General features: G+C 42.8%; 13 protein-coding genes and 1 pseudogene. 5 read left to right on the top strand and 9 right to left on the bottom strand.

All coding sequences use genetic code 11. From position 1 onward, the window contains the following. The first annotated feature begins 35 nt into the window (after positions 1-35). The 5 genes from thiD (at position 36) to tenA (ending at position 4,191) form a co-directional block, all read left to right on the top strand. Entirely contained in the window at positions 36-944 is a 909-nt protein-coding gene (gene thiD, locus G396_RS0102620) for a bifunctional hydroxymethylpyrimidine kinase/phosphomethylpyrimidine kinase (protein WP_028124964.1), read from the top strand. Continuing rightward, positions 937-1,689, top strand: coding sequence for an ABC transporter ATP-binding protein (locus G396_RS0102615; protein ID WP_028124963.1), 753 nt, complete (start codon positions 937-939; stop codon positions 1,687-1,689). The genes thiD and G396_RS0102615 overlap by 8 nt, the downstream gene beginning before the upstream one ends. Then, positions 1,679-2,449 (top strand): ABC transporter permease, encoded by a 771-nt coding sequence (locus G396_RS0102610; RefSeq protein WP_028124962.1) that lies wholly within the window; start codon positions 1,679-1,681, stop codon positions 2,447-2,449. Before G396_RS0102615 ends, G396_RS0102610 begins: the two co-directional genes overlap by 11 nt. After that, the gene (locus G396_RS0102605) at positions 2,449-3,453 is read left to right on the top strand and encodes an ABC transporter substrate-binding protein (RefSeq protein ID WP_028124961.1); all 1,005 of its coding nucleotides are present in this window, start codon (positions 2,449-2,451) and stop codon (positions 3,451-3,453) included. Before G396_RS0102610 ends, G396_RS0102605 begins: the two co-directional genes overlap by 1 nt. Before the next feature lie 66 nt (positions 3,454-3,519). Beyond that, on the top strand, positions 3,520-4,191 hold the full coding sequence (tenA, locus tag G396_RS0102600; protein WP_051221077.1) for a thiaminase II: 672 nt from the start codon (positions 3,520-3,522) through the stop codon (positions 4,189-4,191). Positions 4,192-4,320: 129 nt separating this feature from the next. Here the strand turns inward: tenA and G396_RS0102595 are convergent, their stop codons facing one another. The 9 genes and pseudogenes from G396_RS0102595 to malQ all read right to left on the bottom strand — a co-directional run bounded on the left by G396_RS0102595 (position 4,321) and on the right by malQ (position 18,230). Beyond that, positions 4,321-6,432, bottom strand: coding sequence for an alpha-amylase family glycosyl hydrolase (locus G396_RS0102595; RefSeq protein ID WP_034907443.1), 2,112 nt, complete (start codon positions 6,430-6,432; stop codon positions 4,321-4,323). 398 nt (positions 6,433-6,830) lie between these two features. Then, a complete protein-coding gene (locus G396_RS0102590) occupies positions 6,831-7,934 on the bottom strand; it encodes an ABC transporter ATP-binding protein (RefSeq protein WP_006417990.1) in 1,104 nt (367 codons plus the stop codon). After that, positions 7,921-8,673, bottom strand: a complete 753-nt coding sequence (locus G396_RS0102585; RefSeq protein ID WP_155857392.1) for a hypothetical protein — start codon at positions 8,671-8,673, stop codon at positions 7,921-7,923. Before G396_RS0102585 ends, G396_RS0102590 begins: the two co-directional genes overlap by 14 nt. Before the next feature lie 108 nt (positions 8,674-8,781). After that, positions 8,782-9,633, bottom strand: a complete 852-nt coding sequence (locus G396_RS0102580) for a sugar ABC transporter permease (protein ID WP_028124957.1) — start codon at positions 9,631-9,633, stop codon at positions 8,782-8,784. Between the two features lies 1 nt (position 9,634). Then, positions 9,635-10,942, bottom strand: a pseudogene (locus G396_RS09970) (carbohydrate ABC transporter permease). A gap of 77 nt (positions 10,943-11,019) precedes the next feature. Continuing rightward, positions 11,020-12,264, bottom strand: coding sequence for an extracellular solute-binding protein (locus G396_RS0102570; RefSeq protein ID WP_034907441.1), 1,245 nt, complete (start codon positions 12,262-12,264; stop codon positions 11,020-11,022). A gap of 286 nt (positions 12,265-12,550) precedes the next feature. Then, positions 12,551-14,314 (bottom strand): glycoside hydrolase family 13 protein, encoded by a 1,764-nt coding sequence (locus tag G396_RS0102565; RefSeq protein WP_028124955.1) that lies wholly within the window; start codon positions 14,312-14,314, stop codon positions 12,551-12,553. 124 nt (positions 14,315-14,438) lie between these two features. Further along, positions 14,439-16,718, bottom strand: coding sequence for a glycogen/starch/alpha-glucan family phosphorylase (gene glgP / locus G396_RS0102560; RefSeq protein WP_028124954.1), 2,280 nt, complete (start codon positions 16,716-16,718; stop codon positions 14,439-14,441). Positions 16,719-16,721: 3 nt separating this feature from the next. Beyond that, complete coding sequence (malQ, locus tag G396_RS0102555; protein ID WP_028124953.1) at positions 16,722-18,230, bottom strand: 4-alpha-glucanotransferase; 1,509 nt, start codon at positions 18,228-18,230, stop codon at positions 16,722-16,724. Positions 18,231-18,413: the final 183 nt, after the last annotated feature.

Here is an 18,413-nt window from a genome sequence, read left to right as displayed (position 1 = left end):
TTTGCCCTCACTTAAGTTAAGAAAGGATGTCTCCCATGACCAATGAAACACCACAAGTTGTCACCATCGCTGGTTCTGATTCCGGAGGTTGCGCCGGCCTCCAAGCCGACCTCAAAACCTTTCAAAACCGCCATGCCTTCGGGATGTCAATTATCGTTGCCCTAACGGCTCAAAATACCCTGGGCGTCCAAGAAGCTTACCCGATTCCAATTGACTTTGTAACCAGCCAGTTTGCTTCTATGGCAGCCGACTACCAAGTTCGAGCCGCCAAAACTGGGATGTTAGCTAGTCCGAGTCTGGTTGAAACGGTGGCCAAGAACTTAAAACAATACGACTTCGGTCCCCTGGTGGTCGACCCAGTTATGATTGCCAAGGGTGGCCATGCCCTATTGGAAGCCGAAGCCGTTCAAACCGTCAAAGACTTCTTACTACCACTTGCGACCGTCCTCACCCCAAATATGCCTGAAGCCGAGGTTTTCCTAGGCTATTCGGTAGAAAGTGCTCAAGATATGATCAAAGCGGCTCTAGATCTTAAAGAATTAGGTCCAAAAAATGTCATCATTAAAGGGGGACACGGCCACGGCGCGGCTGCTTGTGATTATGTCCTCTTGGAAGATGGAACCAGTTTCTGGATGGCCAGCCCACGGATTGATACCATCAATACCCACGGAACCGGCGATACTTTTTCAGCCTGTATTGCCGCTGAATTAGCCAAGGGAACCCCTTTGAAGGAAGCCATCCTCATTGGTAAAGCCTTTATTCAAGCAGCCATTGCTGATCCAATTGCAGTCGGACACGGGCATGGTCCCGTCAACCACTGGGTCCAAGAACTAGCCCCTGTGACCTGGGCCTCTTCCTGGGAAGAACTGCAAAAACAATTAGGCGACCTTGACCCTAACTTGGTCGAGTCCGCAACGAACCCTGAGGAAGACCTACATGATTGATATTCAAGACCTGACTTTTTCCTTTAAGGGGCCGGGCCAAGCCCCGGTTTTAGATGATATCCATGCTCAGCTGCCTGAAGGCCACTTCATCTCTTTGATTGGTAAATCTGGTTCAGGTAAGTCCACCCTCTTCAAAATTTTGACCAAAGATTTGACACCCCAAGCCGGGCAAGTAACCTTTCAAGGTCGCCCTTTAGGTGCCCAAGACGTGGCTTATATGCCACAGAAAGACTTATTATTACCCTGGGCTTCGGTCTTGGATAATGTCCCATTACCTCAAAAACTAAATCCTAAAGTTAAGGTCCACCGCGACCAAGCTTTAGCCTGGTTAGACAAAGCCAGCTTAGCTAAGGTAGCCCAAGCCCTGCCCCAAAATCTGTCGGGTGGCATGCGGCAACGGGTGGCTTTTGTCCGAACCTTAATGATGGCCAAGCCCATCCTCTTGTTAGATGAACCCTTTGGTGCCCTGGACTACTTCACCCAGATGGAAATGCAAGCCTGGCTTTTAGATATCTGGCAGGACCTCAAGACCACGGTTATCTTGATTACCCATAATATTGAAGAAGCCGTCTATCTTAGTGATCAAGTCATGATCCTCCACCCGGCCGGGTCCGCCCCGAAGGGTCAACAATTAGACCGAGTCACCATTGACTTGGACCGGCCACGCCGGCAAGATATGCGTTACCTGCCCCAATTTGTTCAATACAAAAAAGTACTTGAGGAGGCCATCCATCATGACCTTTAAAGGCTTTATCAATCAATACTATCCTTTTATCTTAGTCTTAATCCTTGTCTTAGCTCTGGCTGAATACACGGTAGGGGCTGGCCTAATTCCAGCCTTTATCATTCCCCAGCCTAGCCAGGTCATCTCCTTACTGGTGGACCAAGCTGGTTTTATCTGGGAACAAAGTTTAATTACCTTACAAGAGGTGGCCGTTGGTTTGGGGATTTCCTTGGTGGCTGGGATTGGCTTAGGGGTTCTGATTTATTATTCTGATTGGGCCCGCTGTGCCTTATATCCCTTTGTTCTGATTTCGCAGACCATTCCCACCATTGCCTTATCACCGATTTTTGTCATGTGGTTTGGGTATGGCATGCTGACTAAGGTGGCCGTCATTTTCCTCTTCTGCTTCTTCCCTTTAGTCGTTTCAGTCTATGATGGCTTACGCTTAACCGATGCAGATTATCTAGCTCTTTTTCGTAATATGCAGGCCTCCCCTTGGCAGAGCTTCTACCGTTTAGAATGGCAAATGGCTCTGCCTTCTATCTTATCTGGTATTAAATTAGCCGTCATCTATGCCCTCATGGGCGCCACCATCGGCGAGTGGTTAGGCGGCAACGGTGGTTTAGGTTACTATATCCGCCGCATGTCCTCTTCTCTTAAGGCGGATGGGGTCTTCGCTGGAATTCTGGTTTTGTCGCTCATTGGTCTTATTTTATTTGGTTTTGTCACTTTGTTGGAACGGAAACAATTAGCCTATTTACATCAGAAAGGAAGAAAGTAATGACCCATTTCAAAAAACTCAGCCTGATTTTTGCCGCTATTTTACTTAGCCTTATGCCCCTGACTGGATTGACTTCAGTTGCTGCCCAAGAGGACTTAAAAGAAGTTCATTTAATGTTAGATTGGTATCCTAATGCCAATCATATTCCTATCTACGAAGCAATTGAAAAAGGTTACTTCAAAGAAGCAGGGATTGATTTAAAAATTGAAATGCCTGCTGAAACCAATGACCCCATCCGTTTAGTTGGAGCCAAACAAACCGATATTGGGATTTCTTATCCTGGTGTCTTGTCTAAGGCTGTGGCTGAAGGGGTACCAGTCAAAGCCATTGGTTCACTGGTCCAACAAAGAATGGATGTTATCATGTATAAAACCGAGTCTGGTATTAAAGGTGCCAAAGACTTAGTTGACAAAAAAGTAGGTTTTGCCTCTGACCCAATTTCTGAAGCGGTGGTTCAGTCTATGGTGACGAATGAAGGCGAAGATCCAAGTAAAGTCGATATGATCGATGTAGGTTGGGACCTCATTCCAGCTTTAGCCACCGATAAGGTTGATGCTGTTATTGGAGCCTATGTTAACCATGAATACTTAATGCTGCAAGACCAAGGCTATAACATGGGCTACTTTGACTTTGCTGACTTTGGTATTCCAGAATCCCAAGAATTAATTTTTGTCGCTTCTGACGAACTAATTGAATCTGATCCAGACTTATTAAAAGCTTTTATGACTGCCTTACAAAAAGGGTTTGACGCTGCCAAGGAAGAACCTGAAGGAGCCTTGGAAGTCTTATTCGCTAAAGAAGAAAACGCCTATACCTTGAACAAAGATATCGAAGCCAAGTCTTGGGAAATGTTACAAGACTTTATGGTTAAGGATGGTAGCTTTGGCGCCATGGATGTGGACCAATATGACGCCTATGTTAAATGGCTCTTTGAAACCGGCTCTATTGCCAAGGAAGTCAAGGGTGCCGATGTAGTTCACCCGGTACTAAATGGGGAAAATTAATTTGGTATTGCTTAGCTTTGCCAAAAATTAAAGTAAAGAACTTTGCCAAAAACTAAGGAGGAAACCATGCCAAACTTTTGCCAAGAAGCTCTGGCTGCCAGCCAGAAGCTTTGGGATGCCAACTTCAACCATCCCTTTGTTCAAGCTCTCGCTGATGGAAGCTTAGACCTGAAAATTTTTAAGGGCTATGTTATTCAAGATGCCTATTATCTTCAATCCTTCGGAGCGGCTCATGCCCTTGCTGCCTACAAGGCCACCACTTCTGATTTAGCCATTCGTTTTGGCCAAGGTCTAGTGGATACCTTCCAGTCTGAGCTAGAACTCCATGGATCTTTTTTCAAAGATTTGGAGATTAGCCAGACAGACTTGGATGCTTTCACCCCTTCACCTAACGCCTACGCCTACAGCAACCATATGCGGTTGGCTGGCCATGACCAGGATATGGCCTTTATCTTAGCTACTTTATTACCTTGCTATTGGCTTTATGAAGAAATCGGGCATTATTTGGCCGAACACCGGCCGGACAATCCTTTCTATAACCGTTGGATTGATACTTACAGTAGTGACTGGTTCTCTGAAAACGTCCGTCAAATGAAGGACTTGATGGACCAATTAGCGGCGGATAAATCACCGGAAGAATTTGCGGCTTTGATTCACGCCTTCAAGCAATCAGTCTACTATGAATACATGTTCTGGGACGACGCCTACTACCAACGTGATTGGGCAGTGGAGGAATAATTATTTAAATATACATGAAAAAGTTGCGAAGATAAATCGCTTCGCAATTTTCCTTTTATTAGCTCCACATCCAATAAAACAAACCGCATGTCTTAGCCCTCTAGCTAAGAAGATGCGGTTACTTTTTGTTTATTTTTTATTTTTAAAAACTAGCCCCGTTAGTGGTGCAATAATTAAGGTATCATCAGCAACTTGATAATCCTCACTCGTAGTCAGCGGCACCTTCCTGGCCCGACTTCCATCAGCTAAAAGGTCAGCATTTACCAAATCAAAGTCAGGTGTCAGATTTAAATCAAATGTCCGGGCTTGGTCGTCAGCATTAATTAAGACCAGGTAGTCTTCAGCCGGTTGGGTCTGACCAGCTGTCACTTGCAGGCGGTAAGCCAAGACCAAGTCTTGGCTTTGTCCCCAGTCAATTAGGATCATAGCTTGATCGATTAGACTCGCCTGACCCAAGCGGAAGGCTGGACTAGACCGACGTAGGTCAATCAAGCCTTGAACATAATCATGATTTAAACATGGCAGGGCTTCTCCTAAACGGACCCAATCGAAGTGGTTGACCGAATCTGGCGCCCGGTAGGAATCATGCACAATATAAGGATAAGTTTGGGGTTGACCGTCCGTTTTTTGTAGTTGGTATGTTTTTTTAAATACAGTCTCAGCTCCCGACGCTTGGGTCACGACTGGCTCCTGCAACCCTTCAAAGCCATCATCCCGAATCTGCTTGGACCGGCCGTATTCCTGACCTGCATGGAGGAAGGCCACCCCTTGGGCCGTCAAGACCAATAAATTACCTAACCGCATCCGACGTAAGAGCTCATCTTGGTCAGCTACCGGGTCAAGCTTCAAGGTCAGAGCCAGAATATCATAAACAGTGGCATTATCATGGGCTTCCATATATTGGACCACATTGTAAGGACCTTGGGCCCGGAAATTCCCCGGTTGGCCTTTTAAATTGTCGAATAATTTTTTTCGGTCAATAGGTCCCCCACTTAAGAAGGCGGGTTGACCTTCATCCGGATAACCTGACTTCAAGGCATTGCGAAGCTCATCAGAGAAAACGGCCACATCCCCTGTCTGGTCCATCCAATCCTGACTGGCTGGAAGTGGTTTTTCCAGGTTCTGATCGCCCACATAAGTTCGCCAGCCTTCTCCAATAATCAAGGACTGAGGATTAATGCTTTTGGCTAAGTCCGCAATAGCCTGGAGAGTGGCCGCATCATGGTCGCCCATCATATCAAAGCGGAAGCCGTCCACCTTAAACTCACGCAACCAATATTCAATCGAGTCCAACATAAGCCGGTGAGCCATCCAATGGGTCGATGCTAAGCGGCCCCCACCAAAACTAGTCAAGGAATGGTCTTCCTCATCCACAAAATGATAATAATGAGGCTCAATCTCTTCAAATATATGCAAGGCCGCGGTATGGTTATAGACCACATCCAGAGTCACACCCATGCCCCGGTCATGAATGGCCGCAATCAAGGTCTTCAACTCTTTAATCCGTAGTTGAGGATCATAGGGATTTTCTGAATAAAAACCCGTCGGGGCAAAGTACCCTAAGGGGTCATAGCCCCAATTATAGTTAGCCGGCAGATCCGCCATGGTTGAATATGCAGGCTGGGTTTCATCAATTTTATATTGGGCCATGACTGGCATCAATTGAATATGGGTCACCCCAAGATCTTTGAGGTAATCTAGTCGGTCAATAAAGGCCATAAAGGTCCCCGGCCGGTGGTCTAAGTTCAGACTCTGATCCATGGTAAAATCACGAACAGATACTTCGTAAATCACTGCATCTTGCGGACTGGAATAGCCCTCGATTTTTCCAAAATTTTCTAAGTCTGGTCCCAAATTCTCCGGATCAACCAGAGCTGCCCGTGGCGCGTCAGCTTCTCCCTCTTGGTAGGTCCATGCCGCTAAAGACTTGGCATAAGGGTCAAGTACTAGGGACTCCTGCCCTTGGCGCACCACACCATAATTGTAATAAAAGCCTGTTAGCTCATTTTGACCAGCCTCTTGCGGTCCCACCTGAACTTGCCACTGGCCTTGATCGCTTTTTTTCAGGTCACAGCTATAAACCGCCGCACTATCAGTCCCTTGATCATACAGGTAGAGCTTAACTTGCTCGGCCGTTGGTGCCCACAAGGTAAAGATCCACTGGCCCTCCTGGTCAACCTGTGCCCCCAAAGGTCCCGTATAATGATAAGCCTCATCAATTACTTGCCAATTCAGTGTCATCAAATCCTCCTCTTTCTTCTTTCATCTCTAAAAATCATTCCATCATCGATAGCAGTGGTTTTTGACTTCTAATTGGTGGGTGCTCCTAACATTTTGCCTCTTAATGACGACCTTACCTTTAACTCGTCACTCAAAGCGCACTTTTGGGACCACTTCACTCTCAACTCGTCACTCAAAACACACTTTTGGGACCACTTGGCCCTTAAATCGTCACTCAAAACACTATTTTGGGACGAGTGTGCAAAAACTAGCCTACCTCGCGGTAGCATCAAGGCTCATAATTCATAGTCCGTTGAAAAAACAAAAGGCAGCAGGCTTAACCTGGAAAATCACTGATTTTCACTTGGTCTAACCTACTCCCTTTTAAATACCTAATACTTACTTATTCATTATATAAATTAACGAATCACATTCTCAGTTTCTGGATCGAAGAAGTGAGTCTTATTCATATCAAAGACGAGGTCCACATCATCACCAATATTATATTCGGTCCGAGTATCCACGCGGGCGATAAATTCATTTTGATCATGTTTACAATATAACATCATTTCTGCGCCGGTCATTTCAACCACTTGGATATGGGCTTGAATAATTGCTTCAGGCATAGTGTCCTTCATAACTGGTTCATCATGAATATCTTCTGGACGAATCCCCATAATTAATTGTTTACCTTCGTAGCCTTGGTCATTTAATTTACGAGCCATGGCATCAAAAACAGCCCAAGACAAACCATCCGCCGTTGTCACCCGGCCTTTTTCATAAGTTACATTGAAGAAGTTCATAGCGGGTGACCCCATAAAGCTGGCCACAAAGACATTATCTGGATGATTATACACTTCGGTTGGTGTCCCAATTTGCATAATATTTCCGTCATTCATAACTACAATCCGTGAGGCCAAGGTCATGGCTTCGGTTTGGTCATGAGTTACGTAAATGGAAGTTGTTTCCAGTTCATGGTGGAGCTTGGCAATCTCAGTACGCATTTGAACCCGTAATTTAGCATCCAAGTTGGATAAAGGTTCGTCCATTAAGAAGACTTTAGCTTCGCGGACAATAGCTCGACCCAAGGCTACCCGTTGCCGTTGGCCCCCAGATAAAGCGGCAGGTTTACGTTCTAGATAAGGCGTTAAACCTAGGATTTCAGCCGCATGGTCAACCCGGGCTTTAATTTGGTCTTTAGTATATTTACGTAATTTCAAACCATAGGCCATATTATCAAACACGGTCATATGGGGATATAGGGCATAGTTTTGGAAAACCATAGCGATATTCCGGTCTTTAGGTTCCACGTCATTCATGACTTGGCCATCAATAATCAATTGACCTTCAGTAATATCTTCCAAACCAGCAATCATCCGTAAGGTGGTGGATTTACCACAACCAGAAGGACCTACGAAAACAATAAATTCCCGGTCCTGAATATCGATATTAAAATCTGTTACAGAATAGGTATCATTCCCCTTATATTTTTTTTGGATATTTTTTAAATTAATTTCTACCACGGTGAGCACCTCTCTTTTGAATATCTTCTAAGTAATCATCATTAAAATGGGTTTTCCAATAGGATGCCATTAAACTTGCGATAAAAGCAAAACCTTGTAAGGAAATCATGGCTAAAGGATCCAAGCCCGCAAAAGCCGCTATCATAGCGAGTAGGCTGGCTCCACCAAAAGCATTCAAGACAATGGTCAAGGCTTCCTTGTAAGAGCCAATCGTAAACCGTCGACTCAAATGCATTAAATAAACTAAAGCAGAGACGACCCCGATAAAGATTAAATTATTGGTAAAAAGAATAATCGCCACATTCAATAATTGAATCACTATCAAGGATAAGCGGTTGTCCTTAAACCAAAGTTGGGACAAAATCTTTAAGACCATTTGTGGATCTTGTGATTTAAGCAAGGGATTATCCTGACCTAAGTCTTGGACAAAAATCGGCTGGTCTCCTTCTTTAATAAAAACTTGATCTTGGCTAGCCGCCAAACCAGATCCTTCCTTCAATAAGGTCTCGGCTTGAGTCTCATCCTTAACAAAGGCTTGGCGTATTTTGTCATCTTCTTGACTACTTTGCCCTTGGTTGGCCACTTGGTCCCAGTTAAAATCTTGGTAAGCAGCTAGGAAATCCGCGGTCATAGTTCGCTCTAAGGATGGCATATACTCTGTAATATCCACCGATTGCAAACCATTAATCCGTAGACTCAAAGGCATCAAACTTAAAGCCGTCGTAAAGATAAAGACCAAGACCAATTGCCAGGTTTTTAAGGCTTTTCTTTGGCTAAAAATCCGGCGCGGTGACAGGATTGTTTTGAAATAGTTTAATGGAAAAATAGGTCATCCTTCTTTCTAAGGCTAGCCTTTGGTACCACCAGAGGTTAAACCTGATACGAAGTTCTTCTGTAATAGGAAGAAGAGAATGGAAATTGGCACGGCGATTAAAATCGCACCTGCCGCAAACAAGGCTACCCGTTGGTTCCGAATATCGGAAATAAAGGTTTGTAACCCAACCGCCACGGTGTAGGCTTCCTGACTTCTTAATAAGAACCGGGAAAGCATGTAGTCCCCAAAGGGTCCCATGAAAGCCCAGAGGGCTTGGACAGCCACCATCGGTTTAACCAATGGTAAGACAATTTGCCAGAAGGTCCGGATATGACCGGCGCCATCAATTTTAGCTGATTCATCTAAGTCATAAGGGACTGTATCGAAGTAACCCTTCATGAGCCAGGTATTCATCGGAATCCCGCCCCCAATATAAAGGAAGGTTAGGAACCAGAATTGGTTGATAGCTTTTAAGAGGAAGGCCATAACGAAGAAGGCAGTCAAAGCAGCCGTAGTTGGCACCATTTGGATAATTAAAAAAGTCTTCAAAGAATTTTTTCGGCCGATAAAACCATAGCGAGAATAAGCATAACCCGCTAAAGTAATAATCGTCACCTGAATCAACATTGTTGACCCAGCTACAATTAAGGTGTTCTTGTACCAAGTTCCGTATAAAGTCTCATCGAAGAGACGACGGAAATTATCCAGGGTCCACTGAACATCAAAAGATAATTTAAAGGCGGTCATATTCCCTGCAATAAAGGCTGAAGAAGCAGTCACTAACAGAGGATAAATAATCACAATACTCAAGATAATCATGTAGAGGTAGGTCAAAAATTGGCCTAAGCGTTTTTTGAATTTGGCAGAATGGGCTAGATTTTTCATCTTAGATATCCTCCATTTCAAAAGAATTTGACCGCTTGAAGACAAGTAAAGAAACCCCAATGACGATCAAGGAAATAATAATAGTTAAGGCAGCTGCCACTGAATATTGTGGTGAATTCCCGGTCGTTAACTTGAAGATCCAAGAAATCAAAATATCGGTTGAACCGGCACCGCCCCCAACTGAACCAGGTCCCCCATCATTAAACAGATAAATCATGGAGAAGTTATTAAAGTTACCTGTATATTGGGTGACAAAAACCGGCGCAGCTACAGAGAGAATGGTTGGTAAGGTAATATCCCGGAAACGACGGTTGGCATTGGCCCCATCGATTTTTGCCGCTTCATACAAGTCATTTGGAATGGATTGCAGAATGGAAGTGACCATGACATAAATATAAGGGAACCCTAATCATCCCTGAATCATAATAATAGCAATTTTAGTCCAGTTAGGATTGGTCTTCCATGGGACTAAACCAACATCCATAAAAGGAATTAATCGATTGAAGAAAGGAATAACCTGAGTATTAATGGCTCCCACGGAATCATTGAACATATTTGAAAAGGACAAAATCGTAATAAAGGCTGGAACTGCCCAAGGAAGTAAGAAAATTACTCCAAAGAAACGTTTACCTTTAATAAAGGGTTGGTTGGCCACAATTGCGGTGAAAACCCCCACAACAATTTGTAAGGTCGTGGCTGCTAGCGTCCAAATAAAAGTCCAAGATAAGACCGAACCAAAGGCCTTTCTAAAAGTACTTAGGAAGAAAATTTTATTAAAGTTTTCAAAGCCAACCCAATCCAAGAGCTTGGCAGGAGGCATATTTAAGAAAGAATAATTAACAAAAGCGGTAAATACCGTTACCAAAACGGGAAAAACAATTGCAAAAATCATAGCCACATAGGCCGGAATGATTAATAAGTAAGGAAAGCCATTTTGGTAGACATTATTTAAAAGTTCTTTAAATGATTGATTTACTGGAATACCTTGATTCCAGAAGTCAGCAACGCGTCGAGCATCATAAATATTATATATATAGAAAATTAAGAAAATCAGTGTAATCAGCAATTGTAATGATCCCTGAATCAACATAAATAAAGAATGGTCTTGTCTAGGTGTTGTACCTAGCGTTACCAAATTAACTAGGGCTTGGTTCCCAAAAACATGCATTTCATAGGCAAAAATACCAGTAATAATCAGGAATAAACCCCCTTTAATGGCTTGACGGTTATAGAATTGACCCAAGCCTGGGATCAAAGATAAGCAACCAGCTAAGGTTACATTTTTGTGAGTGACTGTTTGATCAGTCATGAGGGTACCTCCTTATAAAGTAATAAAGTCTGGCCGGCAGGGGCCAACCAGACTCAATTACACGATGTAATTAATTATTAATAACCTTTTTGTGCAATTGCTTCTTTAATCAATTCAACGGCCGCATCGGCAGTTTCCTTAGCTGATTTAGAACCAGATACAGCATCAAACATCATGTTTTCAGCTCCGGTCCAAACTTCAGCCATTTGTGGAATATTTGGCATTGGCACAGCATTTTTGTAAACATCGATTACGGCTGCAGTTAATTCAGAACCAGATTCAGCAGCTTTCTTACGAGATACTTGGTTGGCTGGTACTTCTTCAAGACGTTCATACATAATGTCTTGTTGTTCAGTTGAAGTTACCCAGTCAATGAATTTTTGAGCAAGTTCTTGTTTTTCAGTGAAGGCTGAAATTGTCCATCCTTTACCACCACCGAATGGTTTGTAATCTTCACCATTTGGTAAGGTTGGGATTTTAGCAGCTGCATAGTTAACGCCTGAATTGTTAAAGTCATTGGCCATCCATGGACCAGTGATAACTGCAGCTGTTTTACCATCCATGAAGCTTTGGTTTAAGAAATCTGGAGCAGAAGTTTTATCTTGCATACCTTGAGGCCAAGATTCTTGATAGAATTTAGTGGCATATTCAATGGCTTCAACGGCACCTTCATTATTTAAGCCTAACTCTTCTGGGTTAGTACCATCTTCACCAAAGACATATCCGCCGTAACCAGCTAAAAGACCATAAGTATGATAGAAGTCAACCCAGTTAGCTAGGAAACCAACATTCTTGCCGTCTTCACCTTCAAAGGCATATTTATCATCTTTAAGTAAACCTTCTAATTCTTCAAAGGTTTCTGGTGCTTTTTCTAATAAGTCAGTGTTATAGAACATAACTAATGTTTCGATAGTTGCTGGAGCAGCATAGATTTCACCATCAAAGGTTACTTGTTGTTTATCAGTATCATCATATTCAGCTTCATCATTTAAAGTAACTGGTAATAACATACCGGTTGCTCCGAGTGAACCCACCCGGTCATATGGAGCGATCATTACGTCTGGGCCAGTTCCAGCAGGACCATCGAGTGATAGACCATCTAAAACTTCGAACATGTCTTTATCCCAAACTTCAACCTTAACATTGTTTGCTTCTTCAAAGGCTTTAATATTTTCTGAAACATAGTCGAATTGACCTGCGGCAGAGACGATTAAAGTTTCTTGTGCTGAAGCTGACTCAACACCACCAACGAATGATGCTACTAAAGGAGTAGCGCCTAGTAATAATGCAGATGCTGCACTTACCCATTTGTTCATTTTCATTTTCTTTCCTCCAATTCTTTTATGCAATCGTTTTCTTTAATAGTATTATCTATGAAACGCTTACAAATTGCAAGTGTTTTTTTGCTTTTTACAAAAATTTTCTTAGTGCTTCACTGATTAAGTATTCTTGTATATTATCGTATATTATCCCTTAGCCTAAAGGCTTTGTTAGATCTAGCTCAAACAATACTTAAAGTCGCAACTAAATTTAGTAACTTTAGGCTTTTACCCTAAAAGAAGTTAAACCACTAAAATCCAACACATTTTGTGCAATTGATTTCATACTTTATTGATTAAGCTCAGCAAAAACCACGAAACCATAACTAGTTAAAGTCCCCGCTTGGTATCCCTGACAAAAAACTGGCTCGGATTGACTTTGTTCTTCCAAACTTAAGGCCTCGTCACTTAAATTAAAGTAAGCCAGTAACCGTTCTGGCCCTTGGTCTATTTCAAGCTTTAAACTTCCTTTAGAAGTTAGACTTTCATGGTGGTGGCCTTGGTTAATTAAAGAATTATAGGAATGACGGAGGCTAATTAAGGCTTGGATAAAAGCTTGCATCTGGCGGTCTGAGTCCGTAAAGTCCCAAGGCATGGGCCGGCGGCAATCCGGGTCATCCCCACCTGCCATAGCAATTTCCGTACCATAATAAATACATGGACTCCCCACCTGTAAGAAAAGAAAGGTGAGACTAGCTTGCATAAGTGCTAAGTTTTGCCCGCATTTATTAAAGAGTCGCATGGTGTCGTGGGAATCTAAGAGGTTAAACTGAGCTTCGCTGCAAGACTGCCGATAGGTCATCCGTAGGCGACCGAGCTGGTCTAACCATTGGGACCGGTTAGATTCCACCCCCATAAAAAGACCTTCAATAATTTCTTGCAGGGGATAATTCATCACCGCATGAAATTGGTCTCCCTGTAACCACGGCTGAGACCGGTGCCAAACTTCTCCTACAATATAGAAGTCAGGTTTAAGGGCTAGACAGGCTTGGTGGAAAGCCCGCCAGAAACCATGGTCGATTTCATTGGCCACATCCAAGCGCCAGCCATCAATATCACATTCTTGGATCCAATATTGGGTGACCTTTAAGAGATAGTCCCGGGCTTGAGGCTGGGTGGTCTTCCACTTAGGCATGGCCGGCACAAAAGCAAAAGTCTCATAATTCATGGTTTCGTCATCGAGGCGGCGTAGTTTGTCCACCGGTAATTGATTAATATGGAACCAGTCATAATAGTCTGACTTCTTGCCCTTGGCGATGACATCCTGCCAGATGGGTGCTTGACTGCCAATATGGTTAAAGACAGCATCCAATATGACCTTTATCCCCCGTTGATGGGCTTGGGTCACTAATTCTTTCAGGTCCTCTTTAGTCCCAAAATCAGGATCAATCTTAAAATAATCATGGGTATTGTACTTATGATTTGATGACGAATCAAAAATCGGACACAAATAAAGTCCAGTGATACCCAAGTCTTGTAGGTAGTCTAACTGCTGGATAATCCCTTTAAGGTCCCCACCATAGAAGGCATCATGGTCCGGGCGACTATTCCGTTCCCAGTCTTGAAGGTGATGGCGATTTGGAATCTTCCCTGACCGTTTAAAGCGGTCCGGAAAGATTTGATACCAGACCGTGTCCTTGGCCCAATCCGGTGCTTGATAGTGGTCTGACCAATGTAAATACGGTAGTTTGAAGCCATCTTTATTAGCACGTAGGTCTGCCTGGCTTGGCGGTCCAGCTAAAGGATACAAGTCTACCTCATTATAGAGGTAGGTCTGCCCGGCTAGGTCTTCAATCACAAAATAATATTCAAAGCGTTTAGGCGGATTAGCGATAGCGACTTGATAATAGTCAAAGTCCCGGTCTTGTTCCCACAAGGTCATGGTTTGTCTGTAATAATCGGTCCCCTCTAAGGTTTTAAAGACTTCCTGGTAATAGACCTTAACTTGGGCAACCTGTCCCTTTCCCACCCGCAAACGCAGGTGGAGGCAGTCCTCAGCATAGAGATAGGCGTATTCTGATTCTGGTTGATGGTAAAGTAAGGCAGCTTGCATAGTCCTTCCTTCCTGGGAAAAATCAAGGCAGCACCCAAGACTCTTTGCTGGGCAAAAATCCTTAAAGTGCCACCTCATACAGTAATGATTCAGTTTGATTTGACAAAATAGAAAGGAATACTTGTTAATTTGCAGACTTGTTTTCTTCTAAATGCCAAATATCTTGATTGTAGTCACGTATGGTCCGGTCAGAAGAGAAGTAGCCCGCTTGGGCAATATTCTTAATGACCTTGGCCATCCAAGTAGACCGGTCTTCATAGGCTTGATAAACTTTTTCTTTAGTTTCAATAAATTCTTCCAGGTCAATTAAAGCCATGAAGTAGTCTTTATTAATGATATCTTGGTGAAGCCGATTTAAACGTTCTTCATTTCCCAAAGCCAAGAGGTCAGGACTAACGATAAAGTCGACCAAAGGTTTGATTGATTCTTTTTCATAATAATCAGAGGCCCGGTAGGCATTGTTAGCATAAAGGTCCACAATCGTCTGACTATCCTTACCGAAGATAAAGATATTGTCATCCCCGACTAAGTCATGGATTTCCACATTAGCGCCATCCATGGTCGCAACCGTTAAGGCACCATTAACCATAAACTTCATATTACCGGTACCAGAGGCTTCTTTAGAGGCTAAGGAAATTTGTTCAGAAATATCCGCCGCAGGAATTAAGTAATGAGCGGCCGTCACATTATAGTTTTCGACCATGACTACTTGTAGGTATGGGGCTACCTCAGGATCTTTAGCAATCAATTCAGACAGACATAAAATTAAATGAATAATATCCCGGGCAATGGTATAAGCGTTGGCCGCCTTACCGCCGAAGAGAATAGTAATTGGCCGTGCTGGTTTATTGCCAGCCTTGATGTCAAAGTACTTATGAATAATATAGAGGGCTAACATTTGCTGGCGTTTGTATTCATGGATCCGCTTAATTTGGACATCAATAATTGAATCATCCTTGATAGATACGTCCATGCGACCTTGTAAGAAATGGTTCAATTTAGCTTTGTTGCCAACTTTAATTGCGTCGAGTTTAGCTTGGACGTCCGCATCCGCTTGATAGGCTGCTAAACCGCTTAGGTCATGCGAATGCCGCCATTGGTCACCCAGTAATTGGTCTAAGTAAGCCGCCAAATCTGGATTCGCATCCATCAACCAGCGTCTGAAGGTAATCCCATTCGTCTTATTATTGAATTTCTCTGGATAAGCTTGGTAGAAGTCTTTCAATTCAGATTCTTTGAGGATATCCGTATGCAGGGCTGCTACCCCGTTAATGGAATAACCATAATGGATTGATAAGCGGGCCATATGTATCCGGTTTAGGTCATCAATAATGGCAAGGTCAGGGTTAATAAAGTTTTCTTTCATCCGAGCATCTAAATATTTAATGATATCCGCAATTTCTGGCACAATAGCTTCTAAGTCAGCCAATGGCCATTTTTCTAAAGCTTCAGCCAAAATAGTATGGTTGGTATAGGCAGTCATTGATTTCACGATGTCCACCGCTTCTTCTACATCTAGTCCATGTACTTGATTTAAAAGCCGGATCATTTCCGGAATGACTAAGGCTGGGTGGGTATCATTGATCTGGATGACCGCATAGTCAGCTAAGTCATGAAGATTTGACCCTTTTGCTAAGGCTTCATCAATAATCAATTGGGCTCCATTAGACACCATGAAATATTGTTGGTAAACCCGTAATAATTCACCCGCGTGGTCGGAATCATCAGGATATAAGAAAAGTGTTAAGTTTTCTTTGATATTAGTCTTATCGAAATCAATGGAGTCGTCGTGGATAATTTTCGGATTGACGGAATCAATATCGAATAAGCGCAAACGATTGCGAGTATTGCGTTCATAACCGAGTACATCAATATCATAAAGGCTTGACTCTAAATCAAAGTCTCGGTAAGAAACAGTATAGTGATGGTGGGATTTAACTAGCCAAGATGAATCAGTAATCCATTCATCGGAAATTGATTTTTGTTCATTGGCCTCAAAGACTTGTTTAAATAGACCAAAATGGTAGTTAAGCCCCAAACCATCGCCATTTAAGCCTAAGCTAGCAATAGAATCTAAGAAGCAGGCCGCCAAACGGCCTAAGCCACCATTACCTAAGGATGGTTCTTGTTCGGCATCTTCGATATCCATCATATTTTTGCCAGCGGCTTGGAGTTCTTGACTCACTTGATCATACAGACCTAAATTCAAAAGGTTATTGGATAAAAGCTTTCCAATCAGGAATTCAGCTGAGAAATAATATAATTTTTTCTTTTGATTATTAGTAGGTAAGTCTTGGGCCTTGTCTTTTACTAAGGCTAAAAGGACTTGATATAATTCGGAATCATTACAATCAGCGATGGGTTTCTGGTAAAGAGCTTGGGCATATTTACTTACAAGGGTCATGTCTTACTCCTTTTCTGTTAATTTAGGATTGCTTCTAAAGTATACTTCAGTGATATTCTTTAAGAAATCTGTCACACTTTGATTTAATTGGTCAGGGGTCATCCGCCATTTCCAATTTTTGCCAATGGTAGAAGGCTCATTCATCCGGGCTTCATTGCCTAAACTTAATAAGTCTTGCATGGTATAAACCGCTAAACGAGACACAGATTGGGCCAATCCGCGGTTAAGGGCTTGAGCTGGAGTTTCATTGGGTAATTTATGGAGATAGGTCACTAGTTGGTCTTTTTGAGCTTGCGACGCCGTATCGTTCCACCAACCCATAGCTGTTTCATTATCATGGGTTCCAACATAAACAGCGGTGTTCCAGAAATAATGATGAGGCAAGTCAGTTGAATCGTTATGACCATTAAAACCAAACTGTAGAATTTTCATAGATGGGAAACCGGTGGCCTCACGCATGGCATGAACTTCTGGGGTCATAAAGCCTAAGTCCTCGGCGATAATATCTAAGTCACCTAATTTTTCCTTTAAGACTCTGAAAAGGTCATATCCTGGACCCTTTACCCAGTAGCCATGGGCTGAGCTTGGAGAACCGAAAGGCACTTCCCAGTAAGACTCAAAACCACGGAAATGGTCAATCCGGACCCGGTCATAGAGTTCAAAACTGGCTTGGATCCGTTTCACCCACCACTGATATCCATTGGCTTTCATATAATCCCAATCATAGATTGGATTGCCCCAGTATTGACCGTCCGCTGAAAAATCATCCGGTGGTGTCCCGGCGACTACCGTTGGCCGACCTTGGGCATCCGTTTTAAAGTATTCTGGCGTGGCCCACATTTCCACAGAATCGGCTGCGACATAAATCGGCATATCACCAATAATTTGAATATGGTTTTGGTTGGCATAACCCTTAAGTGCTTGCCATTGTTTAAAGAACCAATATTGGGTCACCCGGTGGTAGTCCATTTGGGCGGCTAATTCTTGCCGGTAACGGTCCAAGGCTTGGGGTTGACGGGTTTGGATATCTTGGTCCCATTCCATCCAAGATGCTAGACCAAAAGATTCTTTAATTGCCATGTATTCAGCAAAAGGCTCTAACCACTCCGCTTTTTCTTGAATAAATGTTTCATAATCCGCTGGACGGGCTTGACCCAAGAAACGATCGACCGCTTTTTGTAGGATCGCTTGACGGCTTTGGAAAATAAGGCCGTAATCCACATCATCTGGCTTACGTCCAAAATCAATTCCTGCTAAATCTTCCGGAACTAATAGCCCCTCTGCTAATAGTTGGTCTAAATCAATAAAATAGGTATTACCCGCAAAAGCTGAAAAAGATTGGTAGGGTGAATCCCCATAAGATGTGGTCGTCAAGGGTAGAATTTGCCAATAAGACTGCTTAGTTTCTTTAAGAAAATCGACAAAGTCATAGGCAGCTTGGCCGAAAGAACCGATACCGTACTGGTTGGGTAACGATGATATATGCATTAAAACACCTGATAAGCGTTCCATAAAAACCTCCTTATAAAATTTATTGAATTTCTTTATGCAAATTCATTATACAAAAATTAAACTTTAATGCAAACGATTTCTCAAATTTATCTTAATTATTTTTTTGAAAAGGATACCATTGTTATTCTAAGCTTGATATTATATAATTCTAAATAGAAAATACGTTTGCATTATATCAAGAAA

It is taken from the genome of Eremococcus coleocola DSM 15696, assembly GCF_000428865.1.
Lineage (GTDB): Bacteria > Bacillota > Bacilli > Lactobacillales > Aerococcaceae > Eremococcus > Eremococcus coleocola.
Note: the sequence above shows the minus strand (reverse complement) of the source record. Positions and strands in the feature narration are given on the sequence as shown.

What these genes read in the sequence shown, in the direction of transcription:
- thiD (WP_028124964.1), top strand. Translation starts at nt 36, where the DNA reads ATGACCAATGAAACACCACAAGTTGTCACCATCGCTGGTTCTGATTCC.
- G396_RS0102615 (WP_028124963.1), top strand. Translation starts at nt 937, where the DNA reads ATGATTGATATTCAAGACCTGACTTTTTCCTTTAAGGGGCCGGGCCAA.
- G396_RS0102610 (WP_028124962.1), top strand. Translation starts at nt 1,679, where the DNA reads ATGACCTTTAAAGGCTTTATCAATCAATACTATCCTTTTATCTTAGTC.
- G396_RS0102605 (WP_028124961.1), top strand. Translation starts at nt 2,449, where the DNA reads ATGACCCATTTCAAAAAACTCAGCCTGATTTTTGCCGCTATTTTACTT.
- tenA (WP_051221077.1), top strand. Translation starts at nt 3,520, where the DNA reads ATGCCAAACTTTTGCCAAGAAGCTCTGGCTGCCAGCCAGAAGCTTTGG.
- G396_RS0102595 (WP_034907443.1), bottom strand. Translation starts at nt 6,432, where the DNA reads ATGACACTGAATTGGCAAGTAATTGATGAGGCTTATCATTATACGGGA.
- G396_RS0102580 (WP_028124957.1), bottom strand. Translation starts at nt 9,633, where the DNA reads ATGAAAAATCTAGCCCATTCTGCCAAATTCAAAAAACGCTTAGGCCAA.
- G396_RS0102570 (WP_034907441.1), bottom strand. Translation starts at nt 12,264, where the DNA reads ATGAAAATGAACAAATGGGTAAGTGCAGCATCTGCATTATTACTAGGC.
- G396_RS0102565 (WP_028124955.1), bottom strand. Translation starts at nt 14,314, where the DNA reads ATGCAAGCTGCCTTACTTTACCATCAACCAGAATCAGAATACGCCTAT.
- glgP (WP_028124954.1), bottom strand. Translation starts at nt 16,718, where the DNA reads ATGACCCTTGTAAGTAAATATGCCCAAGCTCTTTACCAGAAACCCATC.
- malQ (WP_028124953.1), bottom strand. Translation starts at nt 18,230, where the DNA reads ATGGAACGCTTATCAGGTGTTTTAATGCATATATCATCGTTACCCAAC.